The organism is Paenibacillus sp. p3-SID1389, from assembly GCF_025151705.1.
In the GTDB taxonomy this organism is placed as follows: domain Bacteria; phylum Bacillota; class Bacilli; order Paenibacillales; family Paenibacillaceae; genus Fontibacillus; species Fontibacillus phoenicis.
The window spans coordinates 54,115-75,034 of the sequence record NZ_JALXVO010000016.1 but is presented as its reverse complement, the minus strand read 5'-3'; the positions used below and the strand labels follow the sequence as shown (position 1 = coordinate 75,034).

Annotated in this window: 20 protein-coding genes and 1 pseudogene; 13 read left to right on the top strand and 8 right to left on the bottom strand. The window is 52.6% G+C overall.

Annotated features, from left to right (window positions below; all coding sequences use genetic code 11):
- Positions 1-59: 59 nt before the first annotated feature.
- Genes M3G15_RS09185 through M3G15_RS09175 form a run of 3 tightly spaced genes read right to left on the bottom strand, consistent with a single transcriptional unit; the run spans position 60 to position 3,624 of the window.
- Positions 60-2,180: a CotH kinase family protein gene (locus M3G15_RS09185; protein WP_397376603.1), complete on the bottom strand. Its 2,121-nt coding sequence runs from the start codon at positions 2,178-2,180 to the stop codon at positions 60-62.
- Between the two features lie 22 nt (positions 2,181-2,202).
- Positions 2,203-2,907 (bottom strand): DUF4956 domain-containing protein, encoded by a 705-nt coding sequence (locus M3G15_RS09180; RefSeq protein ID WP_028539949.1) that lies wholly within the window; start codon positions 2,905-2,907, stop codon positions 2,203-2,205.
- A gap of 3 nt (positions 2,908-2,910) precedes the next feature.
- Positions 2,911-3,624 (bottom strand): polyphosphate polymerase domain-containing protein, encoded by a 714-nt coding sequence (locus tag M3G15_RS09175; RefSeq protein ID WP_028539950.1) that lies wholly within the window; start codon positions 3,622-3,624, stop codon positions 2,911-2,913.
- A gap of 208 nt (positions 3,625-3,832) precedes the next feature.
- Here M3G15_RS09175 and M3G15_RS09170 point away from each other — a divergent pair, with 208 nt between their 5' ends.
- Positions 3,833-5,068, top strand: a complete 1,236-nt coding sequence (locus tag M3G15_RS09170; protein ID WP_260070699.1) for a purple acid phosphatase family protein — start codon at positions 3,833-3,835, stop codon at positions 5,066-5,068.
- A gap of 1,094 nt (positions 5,069-6,162) precedes the next feature.
- Here M3G15_RS09170 and M3G15_RS09165 read toward each other — a convergent pair.
- Together M3G15_RS09165 and M3G15_RS09160 are read right to left on the bottom strand one after the other, a co-directional pair.
- The gene (locus M3G15_RS09165) at positions 6,163-7,941 is read right to left on the bottom strand and encodes a SulP family inorganic anion transporter (protein WP_260070698.1); all 1,779 of its coding nucleotides are present in this window, start codon (positions 7,939-7,941) and stop codon (positions 6,163-6,165) included.
- Positions 7,942-8,043: 102 nt separating this feature from the next.
- Complete coding sequence (locus tag M3G15_RS09160; RefSeq protein WP_009224433.1) at positions 8,044-8,373, bottom strand: ArsR/SmtB family transcription factor; 330 nt, start codon at positions 8,371-8,373, stop codon at positions 8,044-8,046.
- A gap of 358 nt (positions 8,374-8,731) precedes the next feature.
- Here M3G15_RS09160 and M3G15_RS09155 point away from each other — a divergent pair, with 358 nt between their 5' ends.
- The 3 genes from M3G15_RS09155 to M3G15_RS09145 all read left to right on the top strand — a co-directional run bounded on the left by M3G15_RS09155 (position 8,732) and on the right by M3G15_RS09145 (position 11,016).
- Positions 8,732-9,793 (top strand): ABC transporter ATP-binding protein, encoded by a 1,062-nt coding sequence (locus tag M3G15_RS09155; RefSeq protein WP_260070697.1) that lies wholly within the window; start codon positions 8,732-8,734, stop codon positions 9,791-9,793.
- A gap of 43 nt (positions 9,794-9,836) precedes the next feature.
- Positions 9,837-10,172: an antibiotic biosynthesis monooxygenase gene (locus tag M3G15_RS09150; protein WP_009224435.1), complete on the top strand. Its 336-nt coding sequence runs from the start codon at positions 9,837-9,839 to the stop codon at positions 10,170-10,172.
- Positions 10,173-10,260: 88 nt separating this feature from the next.
- Entirely contained in the window at positions 10,261-11,016 is a 756-nt protein-coding gene (locus M3G15_RS09145; protein WP_260070696.1) for an exodeoxyribonuclease III, read from the top strand.
- A 107-nt stretch (positions 11,017-11,123) separates the two neighbouring features.
- Here the strand turns inward: M3G15_RS09145 and M3G15_RS09140 are convergent, their stop codons facing one another.
- A complete protein-coding gene (locus M3G15_RS09140) occupies positions 11,124-11,876 on the bottom strand; it encodes a copper amine oxidase N-terminal domain-containing protein (protein ID WP_260070695.1) in 753 nt (250 codons plus the stop codon).
- A 226-nt stretch (positions 11,877-12,102) separates the two neighbouring features.
- Between M3G15_RS09140 and M3G15_RS09135 the strand changes: the two genes are divergently transcribed.
- From M3G15_RS09135 to M3G15_RS09100, 8 genes and pseudogenes are all read left to right on the top strand, one after another.
- A complete protein-coding gene (locus tag M3G15_RS09135; RefSeq protein ID WP_260070694.1) occupies positions 12,103-12,834 on the top strand; it encodes an ABC transporter ATP-binding protein in 732 nt (243 codons plus the stop codon).
- On the top strand, positions 12,831-13,883 hold the full coding sequence (locus M3G15_RS09130; protein ID WP_028539957.1) for an ABC transporter permease: 1,053 nt from the start codon (positions 12,831-12,833) through the stop codon (positions 13,881-13,883). The genes M3G15_RS09135 and M3G15_RS09130 overlap by 4 nt, the downstream gene beginning before the upstream one ends.
- 50 nt (positions 13,884-13,933) lie before the next feature.
- Positions 13,934-14,602 carry a TetR/AcrR family transcriptional regulator gene (locus M3G15_RS09125; protein ID WP_009224440.1) on the top strand — a complete coding sequence of 223 codons (669 nt, stop codon included), beginning with the start codon at positions 13,934-13,936 and terminating at the stop codon, positions 14,600-14,602.
- A gap of 216 nt (positions 14,603-14,818) precedes the next feature.
- Complete coding sequence (locus tag M3G15_RS09120) at positions 14,819-15,064, top strand: hypothetical protein (RefSeq protein WP_009224441.1); 246 nt, start codon at positions 14,819-14,821, stop codon at positions 15,062-15,064.
- 99 nt (positions 15,065-15,163) lie between these two features.
- A pseudogene (locus M3G15_RS09115) lies at positions 15,164-16,184 on the top strand (molybdopterin-dependent oxidoreductase).
- Between the two features lie 346 nt (positions 16,185-16,530).
- On the top strand, positions 16,531-16,989 hold the full coding sequence (locus tag M3G15_RS09110) for a flavodoxin (protein ID WP_009224443.1): 459 nt from the start codon (positions 16,531-16,533) through the stop codon (positions 16,987-16,989).
- Positions 16,986-17,762, top strand: a complete 777-nt coding sequence (locus M3G15_RS09105) for a hypothetical protein (protein ID WP_260070693.1) — start codon at positions 16,986-16,988, stop codon at positions 17,760-17,762. The genes M3G15_RS09110 and M3G15_RS09105 overlap by 4 nt, the downstream gene beginning before the upstream one ends.
- A gap of 146 nt (positions 17,763-17,908) precedes the next feature.
- Complete coding sequence (locus tag M3G15_RS09100; RefSeq protein WP_260070692.1) at positions 17,909-19,318, top strand: deoxyguanosinetriphosphate triphosphohydrolase family protein; 1,410 nt, start codon at positions 17,909-17,911, stop codon at positions 19,316-19,318.
- Between the two features lie 52 nt (positions 19,319-19,370).
- Here M3G15_RS09100 and M3G15_RS09095 read toward each other — a convergent pair whose 3' ends face one another.
- On the bottom strand, positions 19,371-19,940 hold the full coding sequence (locus M3G15_RS09095) for a thymidine kinase (protein WP_009224495.1): 570 nt from the start codon (positions 19,938-19,940) through the stop codon (positions 19,371-19,373).
- Between the two features lie 145 nt (positions 19,941-20,085).
- Between M3G15_RS09095 and M3G15_RS09090 the strand changes: the two genes are divergently transcribed.
- Positions 20,086-20,277: a hypothetical protein gene (locus M3G15_RS09090; RefSeq protein ID WP_198136181.1), complete on the top strand. Its 192-nt coding sequence runs from the start codon at positions 20,086-20,088 to the stop codon at positions 20,275-20,277.
- An 8-nt stretch (positions 20,278-20,285) separates the two neighbouring features.
- Here M3G15_RS09090 and M3G15_RS09085 read toward each other — a convergent pair whose 3' ends face one another.
- Positions 20,286-20,852: a 5' nucleotidase, NT5C type gene (locus tag M3G15_RS09085; RefSeq protein WP_260070691.1), complete on the bottom strand. Its 567-nt coding sequence runs from the start codon at positions 20,850-20,852 to the stop codon at positions 20,286-20,288.
- Positions 20,853-20,920 lie beyond the last annotated feature (68 nt).

Below are 20,920 nucleotides of genomic sequence, written 5' to 3'. Positions count from 1 at the left end.
TGCAGGCATTTGCTCAAAATAGCCATTTGGCTCGAAAAAAGATGTACTTTTGCAGTTTTCTATAGCCGTTTCCGGCGGAAGAAAGCGACGAAGCCTGCAGCGGCTAGGAGCACCAGCAAGGAGATGCCGGTGATCAGCGCTTCGCTGCTGCTAGCTTGTTGGCCGTTTGGCCCGAAGCCGCGGCCGCCGCCCGGGAAATCGCCGCCGCGGAAGCCGCCCGCAGGGCGAGCTTCGCCCGCGCCGCCGGCGGCATCGCCAAGCTCACCGGCGTCGCCCGGGAACCCTTCCGGAGGCTGCATGCCATCCGGAAGGGCCGGCAGGCTGCCGGCCTCGCCTTCGGCGCCAGGCGCACCCGGTGCGCCCTGCGGCAACTGCGCCTGGGCGTCGCCGCTGGCGGCGCCGTCCGCCGCGGCGGCTGGCGCGCCCGCTTGCGTCGCTTGCGCCGGGTCGCCCATGGCGCCGTTACCGCCGGCTTGCGGCGGTTGCCCGCCTTGGCCGGCGGGAGCGCCATCGCCGCCCTGCGCGCTGCCCGCTGCGCCGTTGGTCGGCGTGCTTGGCTCCGCGACTGCGCCGGCTTGGGTCTCGCTCTGGCCTTGCGCTGCAGTGCGGCCCGTACGCCCGCCGCCGAAGCCGCCGCCCATGCCGCCAAAGCCGCCGCCGCTGCCCGATCCATCGCCGGACGAGGCGATGGTACCGTCGAGCTGCTGCTGGATATTCTCGATCTGACTAGCATTGGTACTGATCAGTTGGGGCACAGCTTGCTCGTATTCTTCATAGGTGTAAAAGGCCGTTGGATCGGCTTTTACATAAGACGAGATCATTTCCGACAACTCCGTGACGCGGGCGGAGAATTTGTCATTCTCCAGGAAGTTGTCGATCGCTGACTGAAGGATATCATGGTACTGGACCTTGTATTCATCTACTGCCAGCAGCTTGGCCACCAGCGGCCGATCTGCTACGGCGCCTTGCGTTGGTTCGTCGATCAGCAGATTGCTCCGACCCGAACTACCGCCGCCTGGAGCCGCCGCACCGCCTTGAGCGTCCGCGCCAGCGCCAGCTTGCGGCTGCCCGCGGGCAGCACCAGCGTCATCGCCACCGGTTGCACCGTCTTGCGCACCGCCATCGGCCGCCCCGGTCGCACCGGCTGCACCGCCAGCGCCATCCGCTCCGCCGCCTGCGCCGCCGTTCGCGCCGCGGCCGAATCCGCCGCCGCCCCGGCCCATACCGCCAAAGGCCATGTTGTAATCCCAAGGCAGGATGGAGAAGACGCCGTCGTCCTCGTACAAATAATAGTTCTGCTTATTGGCGCCGATGTAGCTGTCCATATTGTTCGTGAGCGTGTTTAGCGCAATGTAGCCCAGCGCGTCCGGCACATTGATGTATTTTTCATAGTTGCTGCCGTTATTCAGTTCATCCAGCATCTTGATCAGGATATCGCCGTTCGACGACTTCGACTTCTGCACCAATCCGGTATACGCCGACAGATCATCGCCCAGCCAAGTCAAATCGCTGCCGCTGCCGGTCATTTCCCCTTTGTACAACGCCCCGTAGGCATTGCCAAAGTTACGCTCCAGATAGGCGTCGCCGATTTGCTCCACCGCCAGGTAGAACCCCCAGAGCTCGCCGTTAATATAGACGTTCACGTAAGAGTGCTTTGGCGTTGGCAAGCCCATCTGCTCGGATAGCTCATAGGTCAGAAACTCCCGCATGTACGTAGCGTCACTGTAGTTGTTGTTCAGGTTGATTTTTTGAATACCTTCCAAGGTTTGATTCACATATTCGTCAAAAGACAACTTAAAGCTGTACCGATCGGAATCGCTCATTTGCACCACGCTGCGCAAGCTCAAATTGCCTTTGGTACGGATGCCGACATTGTCAAAATGGTGACCGTTGTAATCCACCGACGCGGTTTTGAATTCCTCGGCGCTGGCATTGTCCAGCATGTCTTGGAAATCCGCCTCGTCGATGGTGATTTTCACGTCAACCACCCGGTCCTTGGGGAACACCTCTTCATCCAGCTTTTTCTCCTCCGCAGAGACCGTTCGCTTCCCGGCAGCCCCCGTCTGACTGTTCGTCACGGAGGATCCCCCGGAATTCATGGTGGCCTCGCAGGCAATCAGGCCAACCAACAGCAGCCCGACGCACGTCCACAGCAAAAGCCGGGTCCCTTTGCGCATCATTCTCTTCCACCTCCGGGTTCCGTTAAGACACGTAGTCGCCGTTATAGCTGATCAACACGGCATTTTTGACGCCGCCCAGCGCGGTAATTTGGTTCACAAAATTGCCTTCCTGATCGCGCAAGCGAACCTCTAGCGTCATTTCAATGTTGCCTGCGGTTACGGTTTTTTGCTTCACGTTGTAGCGTTTGACCAGCTGCCCGATTTGCGAATGAACGAGCTTCTCGCTCTCATCGCTCTCACAGTTCACAACCAGCAGATAAGGGGTTTCCAAGGAACTGCTCTTGATGAACAGGAACAGGATGAGGCCAATCACCGCCGAACCGATGGCGGCCAGCGCATAAAACCCGGCGCCTGCGACGATCCCGGCTGCGGCTGCCCAGAACAGGAAGATCAGATCGGTTGGATCCTTGATCGGCGTACGGAAGCGGACGATCGACAGGGCACCAACCATACCGAGGGACAGCACCAGGTTGGAGTTAACGGCGATAATCACCATCGCAGTGACCATTGTCATGCCGATGAGCGAGACGTTAAAGCTCTTCGAGTACAGCACCCCGCTGAATACCCGTTTGTACAAAATGTAAATGAACAGTCCGATCAGGAACGAAACGCCTAACGTAATGATGATTTTGCTGATGCTGATGTCTGAAGTGAAATTGTCGAGAATGGAATTTTTCACGATATCGCTAAAATTCGTTGTTGTCGTTGCAGTATTTGTTGCATTCATCAATCAATAATCCTCCCATGCGTTGGTCTTCAAATATTTGCGGCAAATGACGTATTTGGATGCCGATTGCTGTCTGAGCCCCTCTAACTGCAGAGCGGCCTGCAGATATTCCGGAATGTACTCGTCGTATTTGACCTCGAGAATGATGAGCTTGTCATCGTTGGCCGAAACGGGCCGTAAATCCGGGTCAAACAAATTGACGGCATGGAGTCCGGTCCGCAGCTCCTTATCAAACGTGATCCGCACATTGCCGTTCGGGCAAACAAACGGTTCGCGGACATAATCGACGATCACCTGCGGCGCCAAGAGTCGCTGCTTCATCTCAAGGTAAAGCTCATACAACAGCGGCTTTTCCGGCACGTTCAGCACTTCAATATTTCCGGCCAGGATGGCATCCACCGTCTCCCGGGTCAACCGTTCTTTGAGCTTGGCGATATAGTCGCCTTTTTTGATTTTTTTCTCAAACTGAATCAGGTCGTCCCGCCCGTTATAAATGCGAATCCGGTATTTACGGCGGTCACGGATGCCCCCCAATTTGTCGTGCAAGGCGGAGTTGTCGATGTCGTCGAAATACAGGCTGCGAATATGGTATTCACCGTCCTGTCCCGCATGTTCGTCATGGCGGGCTAATCCCCGTAACCGTTGCCGAAGGATATAATACTGGTGGCGGTTGATCATAAATTTCAGCTCGTGGCGATACTTCAGTTTCTGGTTCAAGTTCAAGTTGCACCTCTTTTCTCGGGAACCTTATGTGTGATGTCATTTATCCTATCAAGGCTCCCTGATTGTCCACTTAACGCAAACTGAAAATCAACTGAAAGTTTTAACACTGCGTTGACAAATGTGAAATCCTGTAAGTCGGAAAGTTGACAGGGGGCTCCCCCGCGCATTATCTTGAGGGAAATTCACGAAGGAGTTTTTTTATATGAAAGGTCGGAGTCAGATGGTTTGGCTGGGGATAGTGGTAGTTGTGTTGCTGCTTGGCATCGTCGTCTTTGGCTGGCAAAAAAAACAACAGGCTGGCGTATCCGCCGTCCCGAAACCCCAATCGATCGTGATGACGATCGGCGGGGATGCGCGGACGACGATGGCGTTCACCTGGCAGACTGAAGGGGCGTCCGGGGAGCCTGGGATTTTGCAGATCGCGGAGGGGGCGGAGCCCGATCCTTCCTGGAACGAGGCAGAGGTGCTCAGCTTCAAAGCGAAGGCGTCCGTGATGGAGGACGGGGGCAAAGGGCAGACAGTGTACAAGGTGTTAGCCGCCGGCCTTCGTCCGGGAACGACGTATGTCTACCGCGTGGGAAATGGACAGGAAGACGGCTGGAGCGAGCCGGTCAGCTTTGTGACAGAACCTGAGGAACCTCAGGCGTTTACCTTCATTAACGTCACGGATTCGCAAGGCGAGAAGGCTGCGGATTTCCGGCTTTGGGTGCGCACGTTGGACAAAGCGTTTCAAGCATTCCCGGAAGCCCGCTTCATCGTGCACAACGGGGATATGACAGAGAATCCGGACGATGCGCAGGGCTGGAAATGGCTGTTTGGACAAGCCGCCCAATGGCTTACCCGCGTGCCGCTGATGCCGGTGGCGGGCAATCATGATGAAATTTCCGGGGACGCTTCGGCGTTTACGTCGCATTTTCTTGTGCCGGAGAATGGGGCGGAGGGAGCTACGCCGGGGACTACGTATTCTTTTGATTATGGATTTGCTCATATCGTTGTGCTCAATACGGAGTCCAAAATCAAAAGGCAGACGGAATGGCTCAGAGAGGATTTGCGCAAGAACACCAAGCCTTGGACAATCGTGGCGATTCATCGGCCTGCTTACGGTGGAAATCAGTACGACAAAATCGAGGATTGGATTCCGGTGTTCGATGAGTTTGGCGTGGATCTGGTGCTGCAGGGGCACAACCATGAATATTCCCGCTCCTATCCGATCAGGGATGGACAAATCGCCCAAGACGGCAAAGGGACCGTCTATGTCGTCACCAACACCTCCGGTCCCAAATTTAACGATTTAAAAAAAGATAAGTTCTACCATGCCGTACACACCCAACCCAACAAGCAGACGTTTGCCGGGATCACCGTAAGCGAGCACACCTTGGTGTACACCGCGTATACCGTGAACGGCCGCAAGTTGGATGAGTTTACGCTGGAGCGTTGAATGATCGGGCTTGACGATCAGGAGGAGTGGGCACCGATAATTTCTTTATTTAAGGCGACTGATCGTTTGATTATCGTTGACTTTAGAGAAGATAAATACTTCCTTCAAAGTTTTTGATTAAATCAAAGGAGATTTTAGTTTTACTCCTAGCCCTAAAGAAATCCAGTAGGCTTGAAGTTGATGAGAATGAAACTTATAGATTAAGAATAAATCCAAAAGAAAGTAAGTTGTTTGATCTGGTTTTTGAATCTGAAACTGCTGTTTTACAGCAGGAGCCTGTCATAAAGCATCCTACAGTTTGAAGAATGATTGGAGTTCTAATGCTGAAAATGAAAAAGTTTTTATGGAGAAGACGAGGTGATGTTCTATGAAACGTTATAAATACATTGCAATTGGAATAATTTTTATTTTACTGGTACATTGATTTTTTATAACAATTCAAAAAATACTACATTTAACGAGATTGTGTTGAAAGATATAAATTTTGATGAAATAAGCTCATTACAAGTCATTAGTCGATTATATAACTCTGCAGATGAAGAAGAACTATCTATAACTGACAAAAATGAAATCATTAAAATTGTAGATTATTTTTCACATCTTGAGTTAAAGAAAACGAATTTATCAAACATTAGTTACACGGAGTCCTACTGGATAACTATAAAAGTCAACAGGGAGATAGCGTTTGGATTAATCCTTTATGATAACCATTACATCAATATTTTTGAGTATAACAGGGGCAGATCTTCATTTTACAAAATAACAAGCAAGGCTGATCCCCCGGCCGTTATTCAGGAATTATTTAAAAAGTAAGTTTTTCGGAGTGTAGAAAACGCAACTCTTCTTCCCAAAAAAGGGTTGCGTTTTCTTGATGAATATTACAAAATTTGCCAACCTCCGCTTTTTGAATGAACTCGAGTTACTACGCCGTTACCTGTGATGAATCGAACGCCAGCCGTTTCGTACTCAATAAAAGGAAGGTTAACTTCCAGTAAATATGGAAGATCACTTCAAAACAGCATAAAAAACCTCCCAAATAGAATGTACTACATCCTATTTGGGAGGTTTTAGCCGGATTTACAGCCCCAGCAGAGCTACACCGTAACCTTGCTTTCCCGAGCCAGCGACCCGGCGAGTTCGGTACGCTTGTGCCGCTCGGGCTCCGCCGCCCCGCACAGGGCGGCGCATTCGCGGAAAGCGAAATGCTTGCAGCCGCGGCACTTGTCGTTGTTGATTTGGCTTAAGGCGTAGGTGAGGGCTTCCCCGGTGCTTTCAAAAAAATGCTCCTCGCCAATCATGGCATAGCAACCGGCTTTGTCCATCAGCTTGCGCGGCTGCGCACGAAGGCCGGAGACGAGGACGGTGATGCCGGCTTGTTGCAGCCGCTTGATCAGGGCGGCAAAATTCGCTTCGCCGGTCGTATCCATAAACGGTACCTTGCCCATTCGGATCAACACCACTCGCAGCAGTCCGCCTTCAATTTGCGAGACAAACCGATCAAACGCTTGCGAAGCGCCAAAGAACAACGGTCCGTCGATGGTGAAAATGGAAACTTGCGGGCAATCATGATCCTTGGACACGATATGCGCCCGTACCTTCTCCTTGCCGGAGGCCCAATCGGGCAGCACCTTGTCAACGGTGAGCAGGTCACTCATCCGTTTGACGAACAGCAGAACAGCCAGCACCAATCCCACCTCGACAGCTATGGTCAACGTCGTAAATACGGTCAGCAGGAACGTAACGATCAGTACGAGCGTATCGCTGGTCCGTGTCTTCAGCATGTGGACAAACGCTTTGCGCTCGCTCATGTTCCAGGCGACGACCATCAGGATCGGGGCCATGCTGGCCAGCGGGATGTTGGATGCATATGGCGCAAACAACGCGACGATCAGCAGCACAACGACGCCATGAATGATGCCGGAAAAAGGAGACACTGCTCCGTTCTTGATATTCGTCGCCGTGCGGGCGATCGCCCCGGTCGCTGGAATGCCGCCGAACAGCGGAGCGGCCATGTTGGCGAGACCTTGCCCGATCAGCTCGCGGTTGCTGTCGTGACGGGTGCCGGTCATGCTGTCCGCTACAACGGCAGAGAGCAGCGATTCGATGCCGCCAAGCAAGGCGATGATCAGCGCTGGCTGGAGCATCGGTACGATGTTGTCCCAGGACAAGGCCAGCGGGTGGAAATCCGGCAAGCCGCCGGGAATCGCCCCGTAAGCGGAGCCGATGGTCGTCACCCGGTCGGGGAACAGCCACGTCGCAGCTAACGTAGACACGAGGATGCCAACCAGCGATCCGGGGATTTTCGGGAGAAACTTGGGCGTCAGCAGCAGGGCTGCCAGGCAGATACCTGCAGTCAGGAAGCTGTAGAAGTTAAACGTATGAAGCTGCAGGAAGATTTCCTTAATATTTTCATGAAAATATTCATGCCGCTTCATCCCGGTCAAACCAAGGAAATTCCCGATTTGCCCGCTGAAGATCGTCACCGCAATGCCGGCGGTAAACCCAATCGTGACCGGCCTCGGGATGAATTTGATCAGCGTTCCGAGCCGCAGCAGGCCCATCAACACCAGCATGATCCCGGCCAGAAAGCCGGCGATCAGGAGATTCTCATAGCCGTATTGCAGCACAATTGCGAGCAGAATCGGAATAAACGCCCCGGTAGGGCCGCCGATTTGGAATCGGGATCCGCCTAACAGCGAAATCAAGATCCCGGCGACGATCGTTGTATACAGCCCATACTCCGGCTCGACGCCGGACGCGATTGCAAAAGCCATCCCAAGCGGGAGGGCCACGATGCCAACAATACACCCCGATATCAAATCTTTGCGCAGCGTTGTCGCATTAACATTGGTGAACCTTCCACTCCACTTCATCCGTTAAACCCTTCTTTTCTTAAAAATCTGCATTTCATAGAGCAAGTACTTTCCCACAAACAAAAAAGACCCCCGCAGCCCGACGGGGAAACTTGAGGATCCTTATTTTTGTTTTCGGATCCCGCGCAGTAAGGAAATGGATTCGACCAAGTGATTGTCGAAAATTTGCCGGGCTACCGCGAGCAAATCTTTCAGCAGTGGATCTCGAAGCGAGTAAACAACCGTCGTGCCTTCCTTGACGGTATTGACCAGATTTTTGGCCCGAAGAACGGCTAATTGTTGAGATACGGCTGACCCTTCCGATCCAAGGATCGATTGCAGCTCGTTGACATTCCGTTCGCCTTCGCTCAGCACCTCCAGAATACGAATTCGCATCGGATGGGCGAGAGCTTTGAAGAATTCCGCTTTAAATTGTTGCAAGTTCGCGTCCATCGATTAAACTCCTTAAAATCATAAATTTCATATCTCTGAATCTTTGCATATTTGATATCTTATCATAGCCTCGGCAGGGTGTATAGAGAAATAGTCTGACTTAAAATTGAAAATTTCGCGAGAGCTCAGGGGGATAGGAGGGCACAGGGACTGGGTTTTTCCATTTGAGCTTTGACAGACAAATATGCTATACTTAATAATGATAATCATTATCATTAAATGGCGAGGAGAACTTCAACGGGTTAAACCTAGTTATCTTAGTTAATCTAGTTCATCCGTTTCATTAGGTTCTGCCCTCCGTCATCTTACTATAGAGAGACTCCGATTAGGGGAGTGGAGAGTGAGGAATCGGGATAACATGGAACACTTATTGGAAGTGAAGGATTTGGCCATCTCGTTTCATACCCGGGAGGGGGAAGTGCAGGCCATTCGCGGCGTGAACTTCTACGTCGACAAAGGGGAAACGCTGGCCATCGTAGGCGAATCGGGCTCGGGCAAAAGCGTCACGTCTCAGGCCATCATGCAACTGATTCCCCGGCCGCAGGGCGTATATAAACGCGGGGAGATTTGGTTTGACGGGCAAGAGCTGACCAGCAAAACGGAGAAACAGATGCAACGGATTCGCGGCAAGGAGATCGGGATGATCTTTCAGGATCCGATGACCTCGCTCAACCCAACCATGAAGGTAGGGAAGCAGATCACCGAGGTGCTTCATACCCATGAGCATATGTCCAAAGAAGCCGCGTACCAGCGGGCCGTGGAGCTGCTGGGTCTGGTTGGGATCAAGTCGCCCGAGCGGCGCTTTCACCAATACCCGCACGAGTTCAGCGGCGGGATGCGGCAGCGGGTCATGATCGCTATCGCGCTGGCGGCCAATCCGAAGCTGTTGATCGCCGATGAGCCAACGACGGCGCTGGACGTTACGATTCAGGCGCAGATTCTGGAGCTGATGAAAGAGCTGCAGCAGAAGATCGGCACGGCCATTATTTTTATTACGCACGACCTTGGGGTTGTAGCCAAAATGGCCGACCGCGTTGCGGTGATGTACGCCGGACAAATCGTGGAGACGGGTACGGCGGAGGAAATTTTCTATGACCCGCGCCATCCGTATACGTGGGGACTGCTGGCCTCGATGCCAAGTCTCGATGGACATGGCGGCGGGAAGCTGGCGGCGATCCCCGGCACGCCGCCGGACTTGATCCGTCCACCGCAAGGGGACGCGTTTGCACTGCGGAGCTCGTACGCGATGAAGATCGACTTCGAGCAGGAGCCGCCGCTGTATCGGGTATCCGATACCCATGCGGTGAAGTCGTGGCTGCTGCATCCGCAGGCGCCGCAGGTTATGCCGCCTGAAGCGGTGAGCCGGAAGCGCCGCTGGTTGCCAGGAACCTATGAGGTACCTGTGCTTGCGGAAGCGTAAGCGAGAAGAGAAGTGATATTTTTTTCCATAGGGAGGAACCGGAATGTTTGTTATGACAAGGACCATGGTCATTGAGAAGGGCAACAGCGACAAGGTGATTGCTAGATTTAGCCAAGAGGGCGCCATCGACCAGATGGAGGGCTTGGTGGACATCAGCGTGATGGTGAATCGAAAGAGCCAAGAGCAGGAGGAAGTGGTGGTCGTGATCCGATGGGAGTCGCAGGAAGCATGGAAGAACTGGGAAAAAAGCGACGCACACATCCAAGGCCATAAAAATAACCGCGGAAAGCAGCCGCCTTCTTACATCCTCAGCACGACGGTGAACCTGTACGATGCCCAGGTCGTGAAGAAGGGAAAAGCCTTTTTGAACGGCGTATGACGTGTTAAACTGGAACCATGATTCATAGACGAGATTGCTAGATTGGGTTTTTCGCAATTCTCGATTACATCAAGGCAAGGAGATTATCATGAAGCTGGTTTCATGGAACGTCAACGGACTGCGCGCCTGCGTGGGCAAGGGATTTTTGGACTATTTCAAAGAGGCGGATGCGGATATCTTCTGCCTTCAAGAGACGAAGCTGCAGGCAGGGCAGATCGAGCTGGACCTTGGCAGCGAATACGAGCAGTATTGGAACTATGCGGAGAAAAAAGGCTACTCCGGCACCGCTGTCTTCACGCGCATCAAACCTTTGTCCGTGCGTTATGGCATGGAGGAGGATTATGAGCCGGAGGGGCGGATTATCACGCTGGAATTCGAGCAATTTTATCTTGTTACCGTGTATACGCCGAATGCGAAACGCGACCTCTCCCGTTTGGATTACCGGATGGAGTGGGAGGACCGGTTCCGCACTTACCTTACGGGCCTGGATGCGGTCAAACCGGTCATTGTTTGCGGCGACCTGAACGTCGCCCACAATCCCATAGATATCAAGAACGCCAAGTCCAATGAAGGCAACTCCGGTTATACGCTGGAAGAGCGCGGCAAAATGACCGAGCTGCTGGCCTCCGGGTTTATCGATACGTTCCGGCATTTCTACCCGGACCGCGAAGGCGTGTACAGCTGGTGGTCATATATGCCGAAAATTCGCGAGCGGAACATCGGCTGGCGGATCGACTACTTCCTCGCTTCCTCCCGGCTTGCGCCGAAGTTGCAGGATGCAGGCATCGACTGCCACATCTTGGGCAGTGATCATTGCCCAGTGTCGTTGACGGTAGAATGGTGATCGCTCACTAAAATAAAACAAAGAACGCCCTAATCTCGTACAAGCTGCGATAGAGGGGCGTTCTTTTGTTATGGAGAGACGTCACGCTCGGAACCGGAGACTGCCTTTTATTTCACTCCGTTCACTTCGGATGTGGTCCACTGAAATTGAGTGATTTTGGAATCCGTATATTTGGTTGAAGAAGAACCATCGTAATTTTGCCAGGCATTGGTCTTGAATTTGGCAAGTTCAGCTTGTTTAGCTGGCTCATTGGCGTTCTCGTAATAGTAATATCCACATAACTTTTTCCCGGGCATGACAGCAATTGCGGATTTTGCTATAGATTCCATATGAGCACGGAGTTCAGATCTAACATCTAGAATTATCTTTTCTCGCTGTGCAGATGGGTTATCGGCTACGTCTTTTAAATTTTCGTAGAATTTCGGATCATATTTAACTTTGATACAATAATCGTAAGGGTGCAGATCGGAGTTGTTCTCCTCAATTGAAAAATAAAGGATAGTTTCACCCAGAGAAGTCGTTAATTTTGAGAAATGATTTGATAAATATTCCTCTAATTCTTTGCCAGTTAAAGCTGTCGTTGATGGGGGGCTCATTGGGGTCTGTGAGGGATCATTCGTCTTTCGTTGATTCATGGTAATTGTGTTGGTCGCAGAGTTATAGTACAGATCGACGTCCTCAAGGTGTTCCGATATCACCCTAAGCGGAACGTATGTTGTTCCATTGATCACTTTAAGATCTGCATGGATTACATTGCCGTTAATAATCAGTGTAGCGGCGGGTGCAGAAGCATATGCGGGAATAGACACAAGCATAAGAACCGTTGTGAGAATCGCTGAAATTAGAAATTTCTTTTTCATACTGCCTCCTAATTTTCACCGTGTTTTGTAACAACAGTTTATCAAGAAAAGGGGAGTACTTCCATATCATCCAGCGCTAAATCGCCGACAATCCATGACAGGAATCCAACAAAAAATGAGTGATTACTCACTTGACTATTTGCTCGGCGAGGAGTATATTTGAACCATTAAGAAAATGTGAGTAAGTACTCACGTCAACAACCTGTCCCATAGAGGAGTGGTGCAGATGTCTAATCAAGAAGTTTGTATTCGAACTCAAGGAGTGACCCGCAAGTTCAACGATAAAGAGGTGCTGCACGGGATCAGCCTGGAGGTGCGGCGCAATGAGATTTTTGGACTGCTGGGGCCGTCGGGCTCTGGCAAGACAACGTTCGTGAAAATGATCGCCGGCATCGACGAAGCGACCAGCGGCGAGGTTGAGGTGCTGGGCATCCGAATGCCAAAGATCAGCATGATGAACCGCATCGGCTATATGGCTCAATCTGACGCGATGTACAACGAGCTTACGGCAAAGGAGAACCTAGAGTTTTTTGGGGCGTTATTTGGGTTAAAAGGTGTGGAAATGAAGCGGCGAATCGAAGAAGTTATGGCGCTTGTCAATTTGACGGATCATTTGAAACGTCCGGTCAGCGCTTACTCCGGCGGGATGAAACGCCGATTGTCGCTGGCGATCGCGCTTATGCATGAGCCTGAGGTGCTCATTCTCGACGAACCTACCGTCGGGATCGACCCGGTGCTGCGCAAGTCCATTTGGGACGAATTCGAACACCTGAGCCAAAAAGGCACGACGATTCTCGTCACCACCCACGTCATGGACGAAGCCGACAAATGTCATCGGCTAGGGATGGTAAGGGACGGTAATTTGATCGCCGTAGGTTCGCCGGAGGCGCTGAAACAGGAGACTGGCAGCGCGACGATTGAGGAAGCCTTTTTGCATTACGGAGGTGTTCGTGCATGAGAATCCGGGCTGTGATTGTCCGTATCGTCCGTCAGTTTATCCATGACAAAAGAACGCTGGCGTTGTTGGTCGTCGCTCCGCTTCTGGTCTTATCCTTAATGTATCTTGTGTTTAATGGAGACACCTACCAACCGAAGATTGGTACCGTGCAGCTGCCTGCTGCGATTACGGAGAAATTAACCGCTGCTGATGCGGAAGTCACCACCTACGATACCGTTGAAGCGGCCGAGGCGGCCTTGGCTGATCAAGAGATCGATGCGTTTATTCGCTTAGATCAGGGGGCGGCGCAGGTAAAGCTGGAAGGCAGCGATCCATCCAAAAACCGGGCCGTCATGCTGCTCATGCAAAAAACGCTTCAGGGGCAAGCAACTCCAGCCGGAATAACGCAAAATCCGAATGGGAACGCCGCTGCGCCGGAGTTCGAATATTTGCACGGATCTGCAGACATGTCGAGCTTCGACAGCTTTAGTCCAGTGTTAATCGGATTGTTTGCTTTCTTCTTCGTATTCCTGATCGCGGGCGTGTCTTTCCTGCGCGAACGAACAAGCGGCACGCTGGAACGGTTGCTCGCCACGCCGCTGCGCCGATGGGAAATCGTTGTCGGTTATATGGCCGGGTTCGGGATCTTCACCAGTCTGCAGGCGGTGTTGATCGCCGGGTTTACGGTGTATGCGCTTGGCAGCTTGATGGTGGGCTCCTTTGGTTACGTGCTGCTCATCATGCTGCTGCTGTCTCTCACGGCTCTGAGCTTCGGCACCTTGCTGTCGGCGTTCGCTAACACAGAGTTCCAGATGATTCAGTTCATTCCGATTGTCATCGTGCCGCAGGTGTTTTTCTCCGGATTGTTTGACCTGGAGAGCATTTCGCCTTGGCTGCGCTGGATTACCCATATCACACCGCTGAAATACGGGGCGGATGCGCTGCGCGGCATCATGATCCGCGGCGAAGGCTGGAGCGGAATCGCGCTGGATGTGTATGTGCTGGCTGGCTTGTCCTTCGTCTTTATGCTCGCTAATGTCCTCGCGTTGCGCAAGCACCGCAAAATATAGTACGCTGAACAAAGAAGCCTACGATACGAAGGGAAAGGAGAGAGGCCTCTATGTCGGAGAAGAAAGAGCAGTGGCTGGAGGACTTGATCCGGTTGACGGAAGAAGATACGGAGAAGAAGACGGAGAAGCAGATCAAAATTTTGGAGGCGGCGACGGAGATTTTTGCCGAGAAAGGGTATGCCGCCACATCCACCAGTGAAATCGCGCAAAAGGCCGGGGTAGCTGAGGGAACGATTTTCCGCCACTATAAGACGAAGAAAGATCTGCTGCTGTCTATCGCCGGACCAATTGTGATCAAGCTGGTTGCGCCGTTTCTGCTGCGGGATTTTGCCAAAATGATCGAGATGCCCTATGAGCGGGCGGAGGACTTTTTTCGCGCGCTGGCGAAGGATCGTTTCAAGTTTGTTCGGGAGAATATGCGGATTATCAAAATACTGATCCAGGAGGTCCCGTTTCAGCCGGAGCTGCTGGAGCAGGTGAAGAGTTTGGCCTCCGAGATCGTCTTTCAGCGGATCAAGCGAGTTGTTCTGCATTTTCAGGAAAAGGGGCAGCTTGTTGAAGCGCCGCCATGGCGGATCGTCAGAACCGGTGCCAGCGTCATGATTGGGATGATTCTGGTTCATGTACTCCTCGTGCCGGATTTTCCGATCGATGAAGACGAAGAAATTGAACACACGGTGGACCTGTTGATGTATGGGATTGCGGGTCGTCCCCGTTAAATCGAATTGAACCCGTTTCAGGCTTAACCTGGGACGGGTTTTCTGATTTTGTGGCGGTTTTGTAAGACTTTCGTAAGACTTTTCTAACACATTTGCAAGCGGTTTGTTCTTAGATGGTTAGCATTTTTCGCTAAGATGATGGACGAACAAAGCTAAAAATAACGAAAGGAAGAAATATTATGAAAAAAATCGGATTGATTCTTATGCTGGGGGGCCATGCTGACGTTAGCCGCTTGCGGTGCCAAAAACAATGACATGAACAAAGGGAACATGATGAATGACGGGGCCAACGCCTCCACCGAGATGAACAATTCTTCCGGCAGTAACGAAATGGGGCAAGAGATGATGGGCGAAGAGATGAAAGACGGCGAAATGGGTCAGGACATGATGGGCAATGAGATGAAGGACAACGAAATGATGGTCATCCCGATTTACTGGTGCTCGATCTTTCGGCGTTGTTGAATCGGAGACGAGGGGCAGTACGTTTTGGTTCACGGTGCTTGAGGCGAATGATGGCAGGCGTTCTGAGAATATACAACAAAAATAAGGAGGAGGGGAGGTATGAAGGGAATGCTGGAGCGCCTGCGCAAAGGGTATGGCAAGAAACTCGTCGCCTTGCATACCTGGAACGGCTGGATCGTCGTGATCCTTGCGCTGACGGGGCTGCTGCTGGTTGGCGGGTTTTGGCGCGGTTTGCTGGGTGAGGGCCGGGTTTGGCTCAAATGGCTGCATATCGCGGTAGGCGTTGCTTCGATCCTCCCGGTCATTTATTACTTGCTGTTAGCGGGGAAGCATTGGAAGCAGCTGCGGCAGAAGCCCTGGCAGCGGTTTAACGTTCTCGTGGTCCTAGCTTTACTGCTGGGCTGGTTTGGCTCGGGCGTGCTGCTGTGGCAGTTCAAGGCGGTGGGTCCGAGAGTGTCCAATGCGGCGCTGACCGTGCACGATTTATTAACCTGGATCGGTTTGCCGTACATCATTTACCACTCCTTAACCCGGACCAAATGGTTGAAGGAACCGGCCCGACGGTCGATTAAACCCGAGGCTCGCCCAGTTGGCGGCGGGGCGCAGGGACATTTTCGGGTATATACGGTCACGGACATTCCGTCTTTCTCCAACGAGAACTGGTCGTTTACGATCGACGGTCTGGTGAACAACAAGTTCAAATGGAGCTGGGAGGACTTCCTCAAGCTGAAGCGGAAGGTGCAGGTGAGTGATTTTCACTGTGTGACGGGCTGGTCGGTGTACAATAATACTTGGGAAGGCATCCCGCTGCGGGAGCTGCTCCAAAAAGCCGGCGTAAAGCCAAACGCCAAAACGGTGAAGTTCTATTCGGGGGGATGGCGTCTACACCGATACCCTCACCTTGGATCAGGCGAATATGGACGATTGTATGGTCGCGGTGATGCACGACGGCAAGCCGATACCGAGCGACTTGGGTGGTCCGGTAAGACTGATCGTGCCGAAAATGTACGCCTACAAGTCGGTGAAGTGGCTGAACCGCATCGAGCTCATCGAAGGAGAGCATGTCGGATATTGGGAGCAGCGCGGCTACTCCAACGATGCGTGGGTAGGAATGAGCTGATCGCTCGTATAGTAAAAGAAGAAGCCGGATACTCCATTTAAGGGGTTCCGGCTATTATTGATGGTGTCTATCCGCTCCCTTCTTTTTGAGGATTATCCCGTTGCATCAGATAGGTAGTGTAATCCAAAACCGACGATCCCCACCAGGTCCCTTTCCACTGCAAGGCTCCCCCAGTGAACTTCCACTTCCACTCGATACTTCCACTCAATCCCCAGTTCTGAACGAAAGGGATAATCGTGCAAAGAGGTGTGAAGAAGATACTAGCCGCCCTATTATTGACAATGATAATCATTATCAATTATACTTCGGTTATCAAGTCATGTACTTGGAAGGAGTTGGAGAGGGAATGAGCAATATCATCATCGTCTATGCCAGCTTGACCGGGAATACGGAGGAAATGGCTGAACTAATCGCTGAAGGGATTCGCGGAACCGGAGCGGCTGTGGATCTGAAGATGGTGGAGGATTGCAACGCCATACGCTTGTTGGAATATGATGCCTGCCTGTTGGGTGCTTATACATGGGGAGACGGGGAGCTTCCCGACGAATTTGCCGATTTCGTGGATGAAATGAAGGAGCTGAATTTGGCGGGATTCCGGGCTGCCGTATTTGGCAGCGGAGATACTTCCTACCGTCTGTATTGCGCCGCCGTAGATGAATTAGAGCAGCGGCTTCGGGAAAACGGGGCGGTCATCGTCCAACCGCCGCTCAAGGTGGAATACGGCCCAAGTCCGGAGGAGAAGGTATTGTGCCGGGAGTTCGGGGCCAATTTCGCACAACGCATAGGAGCGCTGAATCAGCCATGACCAAGCAGCTTGCGGATTATGAGCTCGAAAAATGGCTGCGTTCGCTGAAGTTGGACTCGAGCGGTCCGGCAGGGGCGTGCGGCCAAACGTACAACCAAACGTACAGCCAATCGTACGGCCCAACAGGCAGCGGTTCTTGCATCTCCTGGCAGCAACGCGTGCAATACGCAGTGGGTCACGCTATCAACGATTATTTCACGCTTCTCCCGGCGGTCCGTTTGCATACGCCGATCCAGGTGCTGCTGAACCGGCGTTGGCCGCGGAATCAGCGTGATTTTCCGGATCCCTTGTTCTACTGGCAGGTGTACCACCGGATGGTGTCGGAATTAACTTTCATTACGGGGACGAGGATATACGAGTATCCCTTAGCTTTATATGAGAATTGGGGAACGCACGTCGCGGGGCTGGATCTGCATTTGTCTATTATTTTTCAAGCGGTATGGCAAGAGCGGGGGAACCCGGATCGGGTGACCGTGCAGAAGTTCCTCGTGGAGGAGAATGAGAGCATCACGCAAGCTTTTGTCCATCTGGTCAACGTGTTTTGGCACAGCGCATTTGGCCGTCCGCCCGGCGATATCGAAGTCTATGCGTTAATGGAGGGAAGGAGGCAGGTGATTCCCGGAGAATCGCTGGACCTGCAGGAATCACTGGATTATGTGTGGTTGTTGCAGGAGGCCTGGGAATGCGGGTGCTGTCATCGGGAGAGCGAGGAACCTGGCGCCGACATCAATCGGACCGGAGGCGGTGAACCCTGGAGGCTTGGCGTATCGTAAGAACAATAAAGCGGCTAGAGCAAAGCCCCGCGTTTGCGGGGTGATTTTTTTGTAGGGTAACAAATTTGGGGGGCGGCGCTTTATGTTCCGGCTGCGGACGGCTACAATAACAGAAAAGAGAGAACGCGACAAGGAGTGCAAGAGCCATGAATATCCACGAACTCAGGGAGCACCGCCAATACCCGGACAATATCGGACACGAAAATAACCGTGCCACCTTTGAACGCGACTATTCGCGGTTGATCCATTCCCCGACCTTCCGCCGGCTGCAGGGGAAATCGCAAGTATTTGGGGCCGGCACAGGCGATTATTATCGAACCCGGCTGACGCATTCGCTCGAGGTCGCCCAGATCGCCCGGGAAGCGGCGCGCAGCCTTCTGCGCACGTATCCGGAGCTGGCGGCCGACCGCGCCGAGCATCCAGGCTTGGTCATCGATCCGGAGGTGGTGGAATGCGCCGCTATTTGCCATGATTTTGGCCATCCGCCGTTTGGCCACAAGGGCGAAGAGGTGCTGGATCAAATATTGGAGAAGCTCATTGAGGAGAAGGTACGGACTGCCCTTAAAGGCAAACAGCCCACTCCGGAGGAAGAGCAGCAAACGAGGGCAGCATTCCGTCAGAAATATGAGCATTTTGAAGGCAACGCCCACAATTTCCGGCTGATGATGTTCCTGGAGAAGCGGGAAAACATCGACGGGTTGAACTTATCCGATGCGGTGCTGCTTGGAACAAATAAATACCCTTATCCCGGTACGATCAACAAGAAAGGGTTATATCTGCATGAATGGGAGTACATCTCCTTCATTCGCGACCGCTGGGGCATTCCCGAAGGGAAGAAGACGTTTGAGGCGCAGCTGATGGACCTTTGCGACGACATCGCTTATTCGGCCCACGATCTCGAGGATGGCATCAAGGCGGGAAAAATCGAGGTGCACGAGCATTTCCTCAAGGACTCGCACATTCAGAGACTGATCGTCGAGAAGATCATGACGTTGGAGGATGCTTGCTGGGCGGGATGGCAGCCGCAGCAAATTCAGGTCAAGGTGGCCGAGGTGCTGGACGATTTCCTGCGCATCTGGAATGTCAAAATGCCGGTGTGTGATCATGACTATTCCCGCACGCGCCGGGAGGTGAAGGCCTATTGGGTCAGCCTGTTCGTCGGCAGCCTGGGAGTTATCGATGACGGCGATTGGCAGAAGGTCACGTTCGTGAAGGACGGGCAGGAGGATAAGGATATGCTGCGGACGGTGAGCGTGCTGAAGAGCTTCGCTTGGGTGACGATGATCCGCGATTTGCGGGTCCAACGGCTGCAGAAGCGCAGCGCATGGATTATCAAGCGGCTGTGGGATGCCTTCGTGGATCCGGAGACAAGCAAGTCGATCATTCCCGGTGACTGGCTGCGCCGGTTCGACCGGGATCAGGCCAAGCCCAAACCGATCTGGACATGGGAGCATATGATCATCGATTATATTGCCGGCATGACGGACGCCTATGCAGAAAAGATCTACAACGAGCTGTACGGGCTGAAGGTGGGCACGATTTACGATATGGATTAAAAACGACGAACGGACCGGCGTTAGCCGGTCCGTTTTTTTAGATTCGGAAGTATTACAGCGGCGGGTTGGCGTGGCATTTCCGGCATACCGGGTAATACGACTCGTTGCCGCCGATTTGGATCTGCTCGCCGGTGTAAACGGGTTTGCCGTTCTCCACCCGCAGGTTCATCGTTGCTTTGCGCGCGCAGAACCAGCAGATCGTTTTCATTTCCTCGATTTTGTCCGCATAAATCAGCAGCAGGCGGCTGCCCTCGAACAACTGGTTCTGGAAATCGTTTTTCAACCCGAAAGCCATCACGGGAATATCCAGCTCATCGACGATGCGGACCAGCTGCTTAATGTTGTTCTCACCGAGAAATTGGCATTCATCGACCAATACGCAGTATAAGCGCGGGGTATGATTTTTGACGATTTCGAAGAGGTTCGTGTCCGGATAAATCGGAATAGCCTGCCGGCGCAATCCAATCCGCGAGGAGACATAACCAACCTCGTCACGGTTATCGATCGCCGAAGTAAAGAGCAGCACCGGTTTGTTCTGCTCTTCATAATTGTGGGCAACTTTCAATATTTCGATGGACTTGCCGCTGTTCATTGCTCCGTACTTGTAAAATAATTGTGCCAACGATGACGTCCCTTTCTATTCGTTCTATCGCAACCATGCTCTTTATTCTAGCATACTTCGATTCGGTTGTTGGATAGGCTGGCGCGAAATTTGGAGATATTCAGCGCCTGGAAAATGTTACATCGCTGCATCAAAGAGCTGCGGCATGTCCTGGAGGGGCTGGTTTTGGAGCCGCCTCGGATGCAGGCGGATTCGGAGCGGGAAGCTGAGTTTGGAGACGCCGTTCCGGTCCAGCATCGAAATCGAACTGCTGGAGGAAGGCGTAGAGATCCGCCATGCCGTAAACGTGTCCTTCGGGGAAACAACTTCGGCTCCCATCCGGGGGCATCTGCAGTAGCCGCTGAGCTATTCCCTTGGGAAACGTTCAGCCAACAGCTGGTTCACCAAGTCGCTCATGCCTTCCCATGAATCCTTCATGAGGAATTGCTGCTGAATCGGGGCGTTCCACGGGCGTGGGATCCCGATGGTGAGCCGGCCAGCTTCCTTGGCAGGCTGCAAATTATGCGGCCCGTCATCGATTATCAGGTCGAAGTCCAGCAGCGTTTTTCGCTTGGCGACGAAGAAGTTCTCAAACGGGATAAACGGCATCCAGCGTTGCAGCCAGTTCCATTTTTCCTGTACAGATGAGGGGCGGGCGGCCGTAACGATGATCACATCATGCTCCTGCGTCATTTTGCGTACTTCCTCGACGGTATGCTCATCAAAGATCTCCAGCTCCTCATACAAGCCGGGGCGTCCGAAGAAGAGATCTTCATTACACTCGGGATGCCAGATTTGTGTCATATCAAAGCTGGTCATTTGGTCCATGGTGAGCTGACGGTCGGGAAACTGCAGATTATGATAGTAAATCGCTTTGGGCACGAGATGGCATAGGGTATCGTCCATATCGATGGCTACAATGTGTTTGCGCATAACGGAAATCTCCTGATTCGATGTATTCGTTGATTGGTATGACTTCCTCTAAGATATCAGAAAAACGC